This window comes from Aeromonas sp. 5HA1 (assembly GCF_029237245.1).
In the GTDB taxonomy this organism is placed as follows: domain Bacteria; phylum Pseudomonadota; class Gammaproteobacteria; order Enterobacterales; family Aeromonadaceae; genus Aeromonas; species Aeromonas salmonicida.
Genome location: NZ_JAACFW010000012.1, coordinates 35,844 through 50,513 on the forward strand (window position 1 = coordinate 35,844; position 14,670 = coordinate 50,513).

Consider the following 14,670-nt stretch of genomic DNA (forward strand, 5'->3'; position numbering starts at 1 on the left):
AACCGAATCTGAATACCTGCTCAATAAGTAACATTGGCTCTCGCGCCGAGCAACAGGGTCAGCTCGCTTTTCCCTGATAACCGCTCATCAGCGCCTGCCAGTTTTCCGGCACGAAGTGAAAACTGGTGTGCAATTGGGACTCTTTACTGAAGGAGCGTTGCAGCCGCTCCAGATTGGCCTGCTGCCAGCTGCCCGGGGAACGGAACGCCCCCTTGTCGAAGTCGATCACCCACACCTTGCCCTCCTTGTCGAGCAGCAGATTGTGGCTGTTGAGATCCGCATGATAGACACCGGCATCGTGCAGCTGGCGCACAGTCTGACCTACCTTGTGCCACACCTGATCGGCGATCGGCCCCTGCTTGAGCAGGGCCACCAGATCCTTGGCACCGCGAATGCGTTCGATAAGGATGTCGGCGCGATAGAAGGGGCCCTGCTTGGCCATACGGGCCGCAAACGGGCGCGGCACCGGCAGGCCCTGTTCGCTCAACTTGGCCAGCAGAGTGTATTCGGCCATGGCCCGACTGGATTCCACCCCCTCGAACCAGAAGCGATCCCGCACCACCTTGCCCACCATGCCGCCACGATAGTAATGACGCAGCACCAGATGACGGGATTCATCCTTCACGAACCAGGTCACACCGCGTCCTATGGCAGAACCCACCACCTGGCGATGTGTCTGCCACCAGGCCGGATCAAACAGCTCGGGAGAAGGGTCACGAAAAACCCCTTCGGCGTACCAGCAGATCTGGTTGTGTTCGGTCTGTATTCGCATCTTGGTGATTCCGGTCGGTCAGTAATCGCAATGGTTCAATTCACGATAAGGCGGCTTGCCAGCACGGACCCGTGCACCTTGTGAGGATCACGGCCAGTACCGGCTGCCAGTTGCGCGCAATTTTACAATCCACAAGGGAGTTTGCATAATGCCATCCATCCATTTTTCCACCATAGCGCCACATCATGCCGCTGTTCCAAACGCCGCCCTCTTCTATCTGCATACTGCGGCTCTCCGCTATCGGGGATTGCTGCCATGCGCTGGCGCTGGTGCGCGTCATCCAGCGGGCCTGGCCCCAGACCCGCATCACCTGGATCACCGGCAAAATCGAAGCGACCCTGTTTACCGACTTGCCCGGGGTCGAGGTGATCGCCTTTGACAAGAGCAAGGGTTGGCGCGGTTATCTCGACCTGTGGCGCACCCTCAAGGGACGCAAGTTCGATGCGCTGCTCCACCTGCAGGCGGCCATGCGCGCCAGCATAGCGACGCTCGGTATCAAGGCCAGGGTCAAACTCGGTTTCGACAAGGCGCGCGCCAACGACGGTCAGTGGTTGTTCACCAACCACAGGGTTCCCTCCCCCACGTCTCCCCATGTGCTTGACGGTTTCCTTGCCTTTGCCAAAGAGCTCGGCATCAAGGATCTGACACCGGACTGGCAACTGCCCATCAGCGCCGAACATAAAACCTGGGCCAGGGAGAAAATAGGCGGCAAACCGACTCTGCTCATCTGTGCCGCCGCCAGCAAGGCATTCAAGAACTGGACTGCCGAAGGCTATGCTGCACTGGCGGATCACGCGACCAACAAGGGCTTTCAGGTCTACCTGTGCGGCGGCCCGGCCAAACTGGAGCGGGATCTGGCGGCCGATATACAGCGGCTGAGCCAGAGCAAACCGGTGGATCTGGTGGGGCAGACCAACCTCAAACAGCTGCTGGCCCTGATTGGTGAAGCGAGCCTGGTGCTGGCCCCAGATACCGGCCCCACCCACATGGCAACCCTGGTAGGCACGCCGGTGATCGGCCTCTACGCCCACCACAATCCGGCTCGCACCGGCCCCTATTTGTGCCGTGACTACGTGGTCAGCGTCTATCAGGAACTGATCGAACAGGAAACCGGCAAGCCGCTGGCCGAGCTCGGCTGGCGCACCCGCCTCAAGGATCCGGATGCCATGGGCAAGATAGGGATTGAGAGGGTCATCGCCACCTTTGACCGGCTCTGCGCCGATCGTCACCTGCCCGGCTGAGGGCGATTCGGAAATTCCGAGCCATGAGGCAGGGATAACCTGATGGCCCCAGTCCCGCCTGTGGGGCAGAATGGCAGCCGATGTGGGTTACGCTCCCGCAGCAAGCAACGAATACTTTGATCGGCTGGAATATGATTCCAGCCGTTTTTTTATCCGCCGCCTTCTGATAAAATTCGCCGCCTTTACATCCTCCCGACTCAAAGAATTTCCTGCGTTTTGCGTTTGGCTGTCTCCCTTTCGGGCACAAGACGGCGGCCTCTGCTACAACCAAAACGCAGCTCTAGATAATAAGGTAATGACATGGCGCAACAAGGCACTCTCTATATCATCTCCTCCCCGAGCGGGGCGGGTAAATCCAGCCTGCTCAATGCCTTGCTGACCAAACACAACCCGGCTGGCAAGATGCAACTGTCGGTTTCCCACACCACCCGCGCCACTCGTCCCGGCGAAGAGAACGGGGTGCACTACCACTTTGTGCAGGTGGAAGAGTTCAAGGAACTGATCGAACGCGGTGACTTTCTGGAGTGGGCAGAGGTATTTGGCAACTATTACGGCACCTCTCGCGCCGCCATTGAAGCCTGCCTGGCTCAAGGGATCGACGTCTTCCTCGACATCGACTGGCAGGGCGCCCGCCAGATCCGTGAGCAGATGCCAACCAAATCCATCTTTATTCTGCCCCCCAGCCGCGCCGAGCTGGAACAGCGCCTGATCGGGCGCGGTCAGGACAGCGCCGAGGTGATTGCCGGCCGGATGGCGAAAGCCATTGCCGAAATGGTGCACTACGACGAGTATGACTATGTCATTATCAACAAGGACTTTGAGCTGGCACTGTTCCAACTCAGGGCCATTATTGAGTGCCAACGGCTGGAAATTCGTCAGCAACAGCAGGCACAACAAAACTTGCTGCAACAGCTACTGGCAGAATAGGCCAAAAACAAGTAAACTTTTGCGTCATTTTTAAACACTGCTTTTTTAAACACAGAAAGCCCAAACACTGGAGTCCTGCATGGCACGCGTTACTGTAGAAGATGCTGTAAAACAGGTAGGTAACCGTTTTGACCTGGTGCTGGTCGCCGCCCGCCGCGCCCGCCAAATCGCGGTTCAAGGCAAAGATCCCCTGGTCGACGAAGAGAACGACAAGCCGACCGTGATCGCCCTGCGCGAGATCGAACTGGGTCTGGTGAACAATCAAGTGATGGATACCCAGGACCGTTACGAGCAGCAAGAACAGGAAGCCGCCGAACTGGCAGCCGTTGCTGCCATCGCCGAAGGCCGCGGTTAAGTAAGTAATTTCCCATGGTCGGCGCCCGCCCGGGTGCCGACTGTTCTTCCCATTTACAACCGCTCGAAAACCTCGCAAACTCAGGACTATTCCTCAATTCCACGGATTGCCGTTTCACCGCTGCGGGGACTGTCTTGTATTTATTTGAAAATCTTAAAGAAATAGCCAGTTCCTACCTGCCTCCAGAGCAGGTTGAGAAGCTCAGGCAAGCCTATGTGGTGGCCCGTGATGCCCACCAGGGACAGATGCGTTCCAGTGGCGAACCCTATATCACCCACCCGGTTGCCGTTGCCCGCATTCTCGGCGACATGCGACTCGATCACGAAACCCTGATGGCCGCAGTGCTGCACGACGTCATCGAAGATACCCCCGTGACCAAGGCCGATCTGGCCGCACTGTTTGGCGATGCCGTCGCCGAACTGGTGGCCGGTGTCTCCAAGCTCGACAAGCTGAAGTTTCGCGATCGCAAAGAAGCTCAGGCCGAAAACTTCCGCAAGATGGTGATGGCCATGACCCAGGATATCCGGGTCATCCTGATCAAGCTGGCCGACCGCACCCACAATATGCGTACTTTGGGTTCGCTGCGGCCGGACAAGCGCCGCCGCATTGCCCGCGAAACCCTCGAGATCTTCGCCCCCATCGCCAACCGCCTCGGTATTCATACCATGAAGAACGAGCTGGAAGAGCTGGGTTTCGAGGCGCTCTACCCCATGCGCTCACGGGTATTGCGAGAATCGGTACGCCGCGCCCGCGGCAATCGCCGTGAAATCATCGACTCCATCCAGAGCGAGATCGAGGGCCGCCTGCATGAGGCTGGCATCGACTCCCAGGTGAGCGGCCGCGAGAAGAACCTTTTTTCCATCTACAACAAGATGGAAAAAAAAGAGCTGCAATTTCATGAGGTAATGGATATCTACGCCTTTCGCGTCAGAGTGAAGGACATAGATACCTGTTACCGGGTGCTGGGGCAGATGCATAGCCTCTACAAGCCGCGCCCCGGTCGCTTCAAGGATTACATCGCCATCCCCAAGACCAACGGCTATCAGTCGCTGCACACCTCGCTGGTGGGGCCCCACGGGGTGCCGGTGGAGGTGCAGATCCGCACCGAGTTCATGGATCAGATGGCCGATAAAGGGGTTGCTGCTCACTGGGCCTACAAGCAGGATGGCGACAGCTCGGGCACCACGGCCCAGATCCGCGCCCAGCGCTGGATGCAGAGCCTGCTGGAGCTGCAGCAGAGTGCCGGCAGCTCGTTTGAGTTCATCGAAGGAGTCAAGACAGACCTGTTCCCTGACGAGATCTACGTGTTCACTCCCGAAGGTCGCATCATGGAGCTGCCCACCGGTGCCACGCCGGTGGACTTCGCCTACACGGTACACACAGATATCGGCCACGCCTGTGTGGGGTCACGGGTTGACAGACATCCCTACCCCCTCAGCAGCCCGCTCTATTCGGGGCAGACGGTAGAGATCATCACGGCACCGGGCGCCCGCCCCAATGCGGCCTGGCTTAATTTCGTGGTGACCACCAAGGCCAGATCCAAGATCCGCCAATTCCTCAAGAATCTGCGCACCGAAGAGTCTGTGGTACTGGGCCGCCGCCTGCTCAACCATGCACTTGGCGCCAAGAACATCGAAGACATTCCGGAACCCCGCATCAAGCAGGTGCTGGCCGATACCAAACACGAAAACCTGCAAGGTCTGCTGGCCGACGTGGGCCTGGGCAACGCCATGAGCGTCATGGTGGCGCGCCGTATGCTGGGGGATGAACTGCCGCCGGAAGAGCAGCCCAAATCCAGCAGCAAGAAGATGCCGATCAAGGGTGCCGATGGCATGCTGGTCACCTTCGCCAACTGCTGCCGCCCGATCCCGGGGGATGCCATCATTGCCCACATCAGCCCGGGCAAGGGGCTGGTGATCCACCAGGAAGCCTGCCGCAACATCAAGGGCTACAGCCGCGAGCCGGACAAGTATCTGCCGGTGCAGTGGGAGGTGGACAAGGATCAGGAGCAGGAATTCCGCACCGGCATCAGCATAGAGATAGTCAACCATCAGGGTGCGCTGGCCGAGCTGGCCAACGTGATTGCCGCCACCGGCGCCAACATTCACGCCATCAGCACCGAAGAGAAGGATGGCCGTGTCTATCTGGTCACCCTGCTCATCACCACCAAGAGCCGCATCCACCTGGCCAACATCATGCGCAAGATCCGGGTGATGCCCAATGTGCTCAAGGTGAGCCGACAAAAGAACTGAAAACAGGCGGCGCAAGCCGCCTGCTGCTTTTCAAGAGACATGCTGGCCCGGCGCCGGCCCGATTTGACCCTGTGCATGCAAGCGATGCGCGCACCAGCCTCACCCGATAGAAACTGACATGACACCTGAACGCTTCAAACGGATTTCCGACATGCTGGCCCAGCGTCAGCTCGACTTGACCGTCTGCATGGAAGAGGTTCATAAACCTCACAACCTGGCCGCCATAGTGCGTACCGCCGATGCGATTGGCATCCACAGGGTGCATGCCGTCTGGCCCAAGACCTGGATCCACAAGCGCAAGGGCACGGCCCGCGGCAGCCAGAACTGGGTGGATGTGAAGCTGCACCCGGATATCGGCAGCGCCGTGGCCGAGCTGAAAGCCTCCGGCATGCAGATAGTGGCGACCCACCTCTCGGAGAGCTCGGTGGACTTTCGCACCATCGACTACACCAGACCCACCGCCATTCTGGTGGGTCAGGAGAAACACGGCATTGGTGAAGAGGCGCTGGCCCTGGCCGATCACCATATCGTCATCCCCATGGTGGGCATGGTGCAGTCCCTCAACGTCTCGGTGGCTGCCGCCGCCATCCTCTACGAGGCACAGCGTCAGCGCGAGCTGGCGGGCTGTTATCAGCGCGGCTGTCCCCTCACGCTTGAAGAGCAGAACACTATCTTGTTCGAGGGGGGCTACCCCATCTATGCCCAGCTCTGCAAAGAGAAAGAGATGCCCTATCCCCAGCTCGGCCCGGCCGGCGAGATCCTGGCGGACGAGGCCTGGTGGCAACGGATGCAGCTGACCCGCAAGGGCTGGGCTGCACAACAGGAAGATCCCCAGGATATGGAGTATCCAACCGATGAAATTTAACTGTCTGCCCCTGCTGGCACTGACCCTGTTTTCTGCCGGAGCCCTAGCCGTGACCAATCCCTATCCGCTGACATCCGAAGCCGAGGTCCCCGCGCTTTACCAGCAAACGCTGCCCGACTTCTGGCGTACACATGCTATCGAGGGGGAGTTCAAGGCCAGAGACGGCGTCACCATTCGCTATGCCACCCTGCGCCAGGCCAAGGTGGATCGCGCCATCGTCATCGTCAATGGTCGGGTCGAGAGCTATCTCAAGTATCAGGAACTGGCCTGGGATCTGTGGCGCCAGGGCTACAGCCTCTACCTCATCGATCACCGGGGACAGGGCCTGTCCGACCGTATGCTGGCCGACAAGCAGAAAGGCTATGTTGCTGATTTCGAAGATTATGTGGTGGATCTCAAACAGTTCCACGACCAGGTCATCATGGCAGACCAGCCCACCAAACTGTTCCTGCTGGCTCACTCCATGGGCGGTGCCATCTCGGCGCTTTACCTGGAACGCTGGCCGGATGATATCAAGGCGGCCGTGCTCTCCTCCCCCATGATGGGCATCAACCTCGGCGGTCTGCCCAAATGGCTGGCACAGGGGCTCGCGGCCAGCATAGACACGGTCGGCAGCTGGCTGGGCGAACCACCCTATGGTCCCGGCCAAGACAGCTACCAGTCACACGAATTTGCCGATAATGGCCTGAGCCATAGCGCGCCGCGCTATAAGGCATTTCGCGATCTCTACGAACTGCACCCGCAAATCAAGCTGGGGGGGGTGACCGCCCACTGGATCCGCGAGGGGATAGCCGCCGGAGACAGCGCCATTGCCGCCGCTGATCGGATCAAGACGCCACTGCTGCTGCTGCAGGCGGGGGAAGACAGCGTGGTGGACAATGCCGCCCAGGATGCTTTCTGTGCCAAGGCCAGATGTGAAGGGGGCAAGCCGCTGCGGATAGAGGGCGCCTGGCATGAGCTGTTTATCGAGGCAGACCCCCAGCGTCAGGCCGCACTGAGCGCGACCCTGGCGTTCTTCGAGCGCTTCTAGCGCTGGTTATTTTTTGGATCCCTAAATAAATGGGGTGACGCGAAACGCTGGGGTACACTGCCCCGGCGTTCAATTGATGCCGAGGTAATGATGTTCAAGGTAGTTGTATCCGATCTCGATGGCACCCTGCTCAACAAGCAGCACCAGATCTCCCCCCGTACCCGTGACACCCTGCACCGTCTGGTGGAACAGGGGATCAAGTTCGTGGTGGCGACTGGCCGGCACCATGTGGACGTGCGCAGCATTCGCGACACGCTCGGGCTGGACATCTACCTCATCACCTCCAACGGTGCCGTGGTGCACGACAAGCAGGATCAACTCATCTTCAATCAGGCGCTGCCAGCTGCCGTGGCCGCCGAGCTGATCGCGCTGGATCGCGACCCCTCCATTCACCTCAATGTCTACTATGGCGACGAGTGGCTGGTAGAAGAGGAATTGCCCTGGTTGCTGCAATTCCATGACGAGTCCGGTTTCACCTACCGCCTCACCGACCTCGCCACCCACCCAATGGACAAGGTCAACAAGGTCTTCTACATCGGCGAGCACGAAAAACTGCTGCGGATCGAGGCTCACCTCAACCAGCATTATGGTGATCGACTCAACGTCACCTTCTCCCTGCCGGACTGCCTCGAAGTGATGCACGCCGGGGTGCACAAGGGCAATGCCGTGCGCGCCGTGCTGGCACAGCATGGACTGGATATGTCTCAGGCCGTCGCGTTCGGGGATGGCATGAACGACTTCGAGATGCTGGACATGGTGGGCCGTGGCGTTGTGATGGGCAATGCCCACGACCGCCTCAAGCTCGCCTTGCCGGCACATGAGCAGACCCTGAGCTCGGACGAAGATGGGGTTGCCGTCTATCTGGAGCAGCTATTCGCCCTCAGTACTGCTGGCGCAGCCTGACCCGTGACAGCATGGATACCACGACGCTGGTATCCATGCTGTCTGGCAGATATTTCAAATCGAGACTCGGCGAAATCTCCCCCAGCCTGAAACCTGCCCCACATCCCCTATCGCCTCACCAGATGAGGCTTTTCAGATTCAACTGCTCCAGCATGCTAGCGCTACTCTTCCACTCGAAACTCTGGTTGGCGCCACCGTAGCACTCCGCCAGCCGGAGCGGTGTGCCGGGCTTGTGGCGACGACCGGCGACATCCAGACACCGATCAACCTTGTGATTGAGCAGACGATCCGCCTGCCACTGCCATTGACGACTATCATCCTGACACTCGGCCAGCACGAGCTCGCTCACCCCCTTGGCCACCAGACAGCGCTGCTCAAGCTGCAGGGCGCCGGCATCCCAGTTGAACTGCTGTCGGGTTATCTTTTCACAAGGTTGAGTGATCAGTTGATCCTGGGCATTCAATGCCACACAAAAACCACCGCTGGTCATCAGGGCAGAGGGAGCATCGATGGCCTGCCTGGGGGCGGCGCCCATCAGGATTTCATCCGGCTTGGGTTTGTACGAGCAGCCGCTGAGGGCCACGACAACCAGCGCCAACGTGCTGGCGCGAACTGTATTATGGTGCATATGACATTTTGGCCTGAGAAGTGTTCAATAATGCCCACTTTGCTGTGGGTCTGCGGCCCAGCATACCCGAAGCGGTGACAGGAAAGTGCCAACAGAAGTGTAAACAGACGTGACAAACACAGAGGCGGGGAAGAGAAGAAACGCCGGAAAGCGAAAAACCCCGCCGAAGCGAGGTTTTTCTGAATATGGTCGGTGATAAAGGATTCGAACCTTTGACCCTCTGGTCCCAAACCAGATGCGCTACCGGGCTGCGCTAATCACCGAGACAATTTTTTTACTGCAACACTCTTTCAAAACACCAAGACAACCACTTTCGGTCATCTTCATCATACAGCAAGTATGGTGCGAAGAGAGGGACTCGAACCCTCACACCCGGGGGGCACTAACACCTGAAGCTAGCGCGTCTACCAATTCCGCCACCTTCGCATACCTGACAAGCTGTAAAATGGGGTGGCTGATGGGGCTCGAACCCACGACAACCGGAATCACAATCCGGGACTCTACCAACTGAGCTACAGCCACCACAGCTGTTTTCGTTCCACAACACGCCCGTTTAACCGGCGCACTTTAAATGGTGCGCCCGACAGGATTCGAACCTGTGACCTCTGCCTCCGGAGGGCAGCGCTCTATCCAGCTGAGCTACGGGCGCTACGCTGTCGAACGGGGCGCATTATTGATGATGGGGGCAGGCTTGTCTACACTTTTTTGCTCCTGCCAAATCAACCGCTTGTTTTTCCATCGTTTATGGCGCTTTTTCACCATTTTTGTTTCATTCAGGCTGGATCCAGCTCTGCAACGCTAATTTGTTCCCCCCTAATGGTGATGCATCCAGCAGTGGAACTTGACTTGCTTCAACGCCCCCCTAAAATGAATGAACGTTCATTCAGCCGTTGTGATAATCGAGTCATGAACAAGAAAGAACGCATTTTCAATGCGGCTCATGAAATTCTCGGCGAGCAGGGTTTCCACGGTCTGTCCATTGCCGTGGTTGCCAAGAAAGCCAAGGTGGCGGCGGGCACCATCTACCGTTACTTCAGTGACAAAGATGACCTGATCCGCCAGCTCTATCAACACAGTATCCTCCAGTGTCATCCCCTGGTCATGGAAGGTGTGCAGATAGAGGAGGTGTCATTTCAGCAATTTCGGCGTCTGTGGCTCAACATCCACGCTTTTTTTGCCGACGACCCCAACGCACTCAAATGCAAGTTGCAATATGAGTGTTCCCCGTTGGGAGCCGAACTGGAGAAAGACCCGGTCATCATGGCCGCCTGGGCGCCTCTGGATCGCTTCTTCGAACGGGGACGTGAACAGGGTCTGTTTATCGATCTACCCGTCCGGGCACTGCAGGTGCTGAGTCTGGACTGTGTGGGAACTCTGGCGCTACAACGCCAGGTTCATCACTTTGAGCTGACGCAAGAACAGCTGGAAGCCGCGATCCGGGCCAGCTGGAATGCCATTTTAACCCCCAACTTTTCCACCTCAGGAGTCTGTTCATGAAAAAGTGGATGGCCATCATGTTGCTGATAGCGCTCGTCTTGTTTGGCAGCGTCATCGGCTTCAATATGTTCAAACAGAAGAAGATTGCAGAGTTCATGGCCAACCGGCCTGAGCCCGAGTTCCCCGTCACCGCCATGGTGACCAAGTCCCAGGACTGGGTGCCGACCATAGAGGCAATCGGCTTCATCGAGCCGAATCAGGGGGTGACACTCTCCACTGAACTGGCAGGCACAATCGATGCCATCACCTTCGAGTCGGGCAAACCGGTCAAGGCAGAGCAGCTGCTGCTGAGCCTGGACTCCAGCGTCGAGAAGGCCAATCTGCAAGCCTCCCTGGCCAAGCTGCCGGCGGCGCGAGCCAAGTTCGAGCGTTTCCAGAACCTCTACAAGAAGAGCTCCATCTCCAAGGATCAACTGGATGATGCCGAAGCCAGCTACCGTTCACTGGAAGCGGACATCGACAGCCTGAAGGCAACCATTGCCCGTCGCCAGGTACGTGCCCCCTTCGGTGGCGTGGTCGGTCTGCGTAACGTCTTCCTCGGCCAGTACCTGCAACCGGGTACCGACATAGTGCGGCTGGAAGATACCAGTGTGATGCGCCTGCGCTTCACCGTGCCCCAGACCGATATCTCCAAAATCACTCTGGGCCAGACCGTCAAGATCAATGTGGACTCCTATCCGCAAGTGCAATTTGACGGGCATATCACCGCCATTGAACCCGCAGTCAACTACCAGAGCGGCCTGATCCAGGTACAGGCAGACATCCCGAACAACGGCGGTCAGCTTCGTTCCGGCATGTTCGCCCGCGCCAGCATCATTCTGCCCACGGTAAAAGACCAGGTTGTGATCCCGCAATCCGCCATCTCCTTCACCCTGTATGGCGAGAACGTCTATGTCATTCATGAGGCGGACGGCGTGAAACGGGCCAAGCAGGTAGTGGTCAAGGCGGGTGAGCGTCGCGGCAATGACGTGCATGTGCTGTCCGGCATCAAGGCTGGTGACCAGATAGTGCTGTCGGGTCAGGTTCGCCTGAGCAACGACACCAAGGTACACGTGGTCGAAAACGATGCCCTGGCCGTTCCGGCACAAACCCCGATGCTGTAAGCGCGGAGATCTGCAATGCGATTTACTGACATATTTATAAAACGGCCTGTGCTGGCGATCTCGCTCAGCTTCCTGATCGCCCTGCTGGGCTTTCAGGCCATCTTCAAGATGCAGGTGCGGGAATACCCCGAGGTGACCAATACTGTGATCACGGTCAGCACCAGCTACTATGGCGCCAGTGCAGACCTGATCCAGGGATTCATCACCCAGCCGCTGGAGCAGGCGGTGGCACAAGCCGACAACATCGACTTCATGACCTCCTCCAGTCAGCTGGGCAGCTCCACTGTCACGGCCTTCATGAAGCTGAACACGGATCCCAACGCCGCGCTCTCCGACATACTGGCCAAGGTCAACTCGGTACGCTCCCAGTTGCCGAAAGAGGCGGAAGACCCCTCGGTCACCTCCTCCACCGGCTCGACCACGGCAGTACTGTATCTTGGCTTCACCAGTCCAGAACTGAGCTCCAGCCAGATCACCGACTATCTGGAACGGGTCATCAAGCCGCAGCTGTTCACCGTGGGCGGTGTGTCCAAGGTTGACCTCTACGGCGGGGTCGAATTTGCCCTGCGGGTATGGCTGGATCCGGCCAAGATGGCAGCCTTCAACCTGACCGCCAGCGACGTGATGACTGTGCTCAACAGCAACAACTATCAGTCAGCCACCGGTCAGGCGACGGGTTACTTCACCCTGTTCAACGGCAATGCCGAGACCCAGGTCAGCGATACCGACGAGCTCAAGCGGCTGGTCGTCGCCACCCGTGACGGCAAGGTGATCCGCCTCTCCGACATCGCCAAGGTGACGCTGGAGAAGAGCCACGACATCTACCGCGCCAGTGCCAACGGTCGTGAAGCCGTGGTCATGGCGGTCAACGCAGCACCGACCGCCAACCCCATCAACATCGCCCACGATGTACTGGAGTTGATGCCGAGCCTGAAGAGCAACATGCCGAGCACCATGCAGACCAATGTGCTGTATGACTCCACCATCGCCATCAACGAGTCCATCCACGAGGTTATCAAAACCATACTGGAAGCGGCTGCCATCGTGCTGGTGGTGATCACCCTGTTCCTTGGCTCCTTCCGTGCCGTCATCATCCCGATTATCACAATACCGCTCAGTCTGATCGGCGTAGTGATGATGATGGATCTGTTCGGTTTCTCCATAAACCTGATGACCTTGCTGGCCATGGTACTGGCCATCGGTCTGGTGGTGGATGACGCCATAGTGGTGCTGGAGAACGTCGATCGGCATATCAAACAGGGGGAGGAACCCTTCCGGGCCGCCATCATAGGGACCCGCGAGATAGCCGTACCGGTTATAGCCATGACGGTCACCCTGGCGGCTGTGTACGCGCCGATCGCCCTGATGGGCGGCATCACGGGTTCCCTGTTCAAGGAGTTTGCCCTGACCTTGGCGGGGGCGGTATTTGTCTCCGGCATCATAGCCCTGACCCTGTCGCCCATGATGTGCGCCAAGATGCTTAAGGCCAACGAAAAGCCGGGCAAGTTCGAGAGCACGGTTCATCACCTGCTGGAACGGATGACAGACCGCTACGACAGCATGCTGCACGCCGTGATGCAAAAGCGCATCGTGGTCCTGGTGTTTGCCGTCATAGTGTTCGGCAGCCTGCCGCTGCTGTTCAAGTTCATCCCCAGTGAACTGGCTCCGTCGGAAGACAAGGGGGTGATGGCCGTGCTGGGTACGGCACCGTCCAACGCCAACCTGGACTACATCGAAAACACCATGGCGGACGTGAACAAGATCCTGGATGAGCAGCCGGAAATCGCCTACTCCCAGGTCTTCTCCGGTGTGTTCAATGCCAACCAGGCCTTTGGTATCGCCTCCATGGTGCCCTGGAGCCAGCGTGAAGCGAGCCAGAAAGAGGTACTGGACCGGGTTGCCAATCTGGTGAAAGACATCCCCGGCATGGCCATCACCACCTTCCAGTTCCCGGAACTGCCAGGTGCATCGAGCGGTCTGCCGATCCAGTTCGTCATCACGACGCCGAAGAGCTTCGAGAGCCTGTTCCTGATCGCCGGTGAAATGCTGGCGGCCACCCAGGCCAACGGCCAATTCGTCTATTCGGATCTCGATCTGAACTACGACTCCGCCACCATGAAGATCAAGATCGACAAGGACAAGGCGGGTGCCTACGGCATCACAATGCAGGACATAGGTATCACCATGGGCACCATGATGGCGGACGGTTACGTCAACCGTATCGACCTGGATGGCCGCTCCTACGAGGTGATCCCGCAGGTTGAGCGCAAGTACCGCATGAACCCGGAATCCATCAAGGGGTACTACGTGCGGGCGGCTGACGGTAAATCCATCCCGCTGGGGAGCCTCATCAGTATCGAAGTAGTCGGTGAGCCCCGTGCCCTGCCCCACTTCAACCAGCTGAATTCGGCCACCATAGGCGCAGTACCGGCACCGGGCGTGGCCATGGGGGATGCGATCAACTGGTTCAAGGCCACAGCCGAAGAGAAGCTGCCGCAAGGCTATCGCTACGACTTCATGGGTGAAGCCCGTCAGTTCGTGACCGAGGGCAATGCGCTCTACGCCACCTTTGCACTGGCCCTGGCCATCATCTTCCTGGTGCTGGCTATCCAGTTCGAATCCGTGCGTGACCCCCTGGTCATCATGGTCTCTGTCCCTCTTGCCATCAGTGGCGCCTTGATTGCGCTGGCATGGGGCATGGCCACCATGAATATCTACTCCCAGGTAGGCCTTATCACGCTAGTGGGTCTGATTACCAAGCACGGTATTCTGATCTGCGAAGTGGCGAAGGAAGAGCAGTTGCTGCATGGCATGAACCGGATGGAAGCCGTGATGCAGGCAGCCAAGGTGCGTCTGCGCCCCATACTGATGACCACGGCCGCCATGATTGCGGGTCTGATCCCGCTGCTGTATGCCGCGGGTGCCGGTGCGGCCCAGCGCTTCAGTATCGGTATCGTGATCGTGGCCGGTCTGGCGATCGGCACCATCTTCACCCTGTTCGTGCTGCCGGTGATCTATACCTACCTGGCCTCCGAACACAAACCCCTGCCGGTGTTTGATGAATCCATTCCGCCCAAGGCGAAAGGGAGTCACTGAT

The 14,670-nt window shown here is 58.5% G+C and carries 12 protein-coding genes and 4 tRNA genes; 10 read left to right on the forward strand and 6 right to left on the reverse strand.

The window, feature by feature from the left end:
* Positions 1-58: 58 nt before the first annotated feature.
* Entirely contained in the window at positions 59-772 is a 714-nt protein-coding gene (locus GWQ27_RS12345) for a 3-deoxy-D-manno-octulosonic acid kinase (RefSeq protein ID WP_219598121.1), read from the reverse strand.
* Positions 773-957: 185 nt separating this feature from the next.
* On the opposite strand from GWQ27_RS12345, the gene GWQ27_RS12350 reads away from it, so the two are divergent.
* The 7 genes from GWQ27_RS12350 (at position 958) to GWQ27_RS12380 (ending at position 8,345) form a co-directional block, all read left to right on the forward strand.
* The gene (locus tag GWQ27_RS12350; RefSeq protein ID WP_219598120.1) at positions 958-2,013 is read left to right on the forward strand and encodes a glycosyltransferase family 9 protein; all 1,056 of its coding nucleotides are present in this window, start codon (positions 958-960) and stop codon (positions 2,011-2,013) included.
* A gap of 300 nt (positions 2,014-2,313) precedes the next feature.
* Positions 2,314-2,940: a guanylate kinase gene (gmk, locus tag GWQ27_RS12355; RefSeq protein ID WP_169047144.1), complete on the forward strand. Its 627-nt coding sequence runs from the start codon at positions 2,314-2,316 to the stop codon at positions 2,938-2,940.
* Between the two features lie 79 nt (positions 2,941-3,019).
* A complete protein-coding gene (rpoZ, locus tag GWQ27_RS12360; protein ID WP_005307060.1) occupies positions 3,020-3,295 on the forward strand; it encodes a DNA-directed RNA polymerase subunit omega in 276 nt (91 codons plus the stop codon).
* 134 nt (positions 3,296-3,429) lie between these two features.
* Entirely contained in the window at positions 3,430-5,547 is a 2,118-nt protein-coding gene (gene spoT, locus GWQ27_RS12365; RefSeq protein WP_096119794.1) for a bifunctional GTP diphosphokinase/guanosine-3',5'-bis pyrophosphate 3'-pyrophosphohydrolase, read from the forward strand.
* A gap of 118 nt (positions 5,548-5,665) precedes the next feature.
* The gene (trmH, locus tag GWQ27_RS12370; RefSeq protein WP_011898209.1) at positions 5,666-6,412 is read left to right on the forward strand and encodes a tRNA (guanosine(18)-2'-O)-methyltransferase TrmH; all 747 of its coding nucleotides are present in this window, start codon (positions 5,666-5,668) and stop codon (positions 6,410-6,412) included.
* Entirely contained in the window at positions 6,402-7,442 is a 1,041-nt protein-coding gene (locus tag GWQ27_RS12375) for an alpha/beta fold hydrolase (RefSeq protein ID WP_275907489.1), read from the forward strand. The genes trmH and GWQ27_RS12375 overlap by 11 nt, the downstream gene beginning before the upstream one ends.
* Before the next feature lie 90 nt (positions 7,443-7,532).
* Positions 7,533-8,345 carry a Cof-type HAD-IIB family hydrolase gene (locus tag GWQ27_RS12380; RefSeq protein ID WP_034281594.1) on the forward strand — a complete coding sequence of 271 codons (813 nt, stop codon included), beginning with the start codon at positions 7,533-7,535 and terminating at the stop codon, positions 8,343-8,345.
* 115 nt (positions 8,346-8,460) lie between these two features.
* Here the strand turns inward: GWQ27_RS12380 and GWQ27_RS12385 are convergent, their stop codons facing one another.
* From GWQ27_RS12385 to GWQ27_RS12405, 5 genes are all read right to left on the reverse strand, one after another.
* The gene (locus tag GWQ27_RS12385) at positions 8,461-8,973 is read right to left on the reverse strand and encodes an RICIN domain-containing protein (protein ID WP_059112355.1); all 513 of its coding nucleotides are present in this window, start codon (positions 8,971-8,973) and stop codon (positions 8,461-8,463) included.
* Between the two features lie 186 nt (positions 8,974-9,159).
* Positions 9,160-9,236 (reverse strand) — tRNA-Pro (locus GWQ27_RS12390).
* Positions 9,237-9,313: 77 nt separating this feature from the next.
* A tRNA-Leu gene (locus GWQ27_RS12395) sits at positions 9,314-9,399 on the reverse strand.
* 20 nt (positions 9,400-9,419) lie between these two features.
* Positions 9,420-9,495 (reverse strand) — tRNA-His (locus tag GWQ27_RS12400).
* 50 nt (positions 9,496-9,545) lie between these two features.
* A tRNA-Arg gene (locus GWQ27_RS12405) sits at positions 9,546-9,622 on the reverse strand.
* 257 nt (positions 9,623-9,879) lie between these two features.
* Between GWQ27_RS12405 and GWQ27_RS12410 the strand changes: the two genes are divergently transcribed.
* Genes GWQ27_RS12410 through GWQ27_RS12420 form a run of 3 tightly spaced genes read left to right on the forward strand, consistent with a single transcriptional unit; the run spans position 9,880 to position 14,669 of the window.
* Entirely contained in the window at positions 9,880-10,470 is a 591-nt protein-coding gene (locus tag GWQ27_RS12410; RefSeq protein ID WP_059112354.1) for a TetR/AcrR family transcriptional regulator, read from the forward strand.
* Positions 10,467-11,573, forward strand: a complete 1,107-nt coding sequence (locus tag GWQ27_RS12415; RefSeq protein ID WP_111588822.1) for an efflux RND transporter periplasmic adaptor subunit — start codon at positions 10,467-10,469, stop codon at positions 11,571-11,573. The genes GWQ27_RS12410 and GWQ27_RS12415 overlap by 4 nt, the downstream gene beginning before the upstream one ends.
* Positions 11,574-11,588: 15 nt before the next feature.
* Positions 11,589-14,669, forward strand: coding sequence for a multidrug efflux RND transporter permease subunit (locus GWQ27_RS12420; RefSeq protein WP_021139869.1), 3,081 nt, complete (start codon positions 11,589-11,591; stop codon positions 14,667-14,669).
* Position 14,670 lies beyond the last annotated feature (1 nt).